Annotated in this window: 1 protein-coding gene; it reads left to right on the top strand. The window is 44.7% G+C overall.

Going from position 1 to position 636, the window contains the following annotated elements; all coding sequences use genetic code 11:
* On the top strand, positions 1-636 hold a 636-nt coding region (locus NF27_RS02770), incomplete at both ends, for a HEAT repeat domain-containing protein (protein ID WP_039455565.1).

The following is a 636-nucleotide window of genomic DNA, read 5'->3' on the forward strand; positions in this document are numbered from 1 at the left end:
TAAGGTAGGAGTAGGATATGCAGATGTAGTAGTGCCTGCCCTGATAAATGCTTTAGAGGATGATGATATTTATGTTATAATTAGTGCAGCAGAAGCGTTGGGTAAGGTAGGGGTAGGGTATGCGGATGTAGTAGTGCCTGCGCTAATGAATGCTTTAAAGGATAGTGATGATGAGGTCAGGATTAGAGCAGCGGAAGCGCTGGGTAAGGTAGGCGCAGGGTATGCAGAAGTAGCAATACCTGTGCTAATAAATGCTTTAAAAGATGAGTATGAGGATGTCAGGAGCAGTGCAGCAGAAGCGCTGGGTAATGTAGGAATAGAGCATGCAGATGTAGCAATACCTGCGCTAATAAATGCTTTAAAGGATGAGTATGAGGATGTCAGGAGCAGTGCAGCAGAAGCGCTGGGTAATGTAGGATTAGAGCATGCAGAAGTAGCAATACCTGCGCTAATAAATGCTTTAAAGGATAGTGATTATCGGTTCAGGATGAATGCAGCTGAAGCACTGGGTAAAGTAGGAGCAGGGCATGGAGATATAGTAGTACCTGCGCTAATAAATGCTTTAAAGGATGAGTATAAGGATGTCAGGATTAGAGCAGTAGAAGCGCTGGGTAAGGTAGGAGTAGGGCATGGAGA

This window comes from Candidatus Jidaibacter acanthamoeba (assembly GCF_000815465.1).
Lineage (GTDB): Bacteria > Pseudomonadota > Alphaproteobacteria > Rickettsiales > Midichloriaceae > Jidaibacter > Jidaibacter acanthamoebae.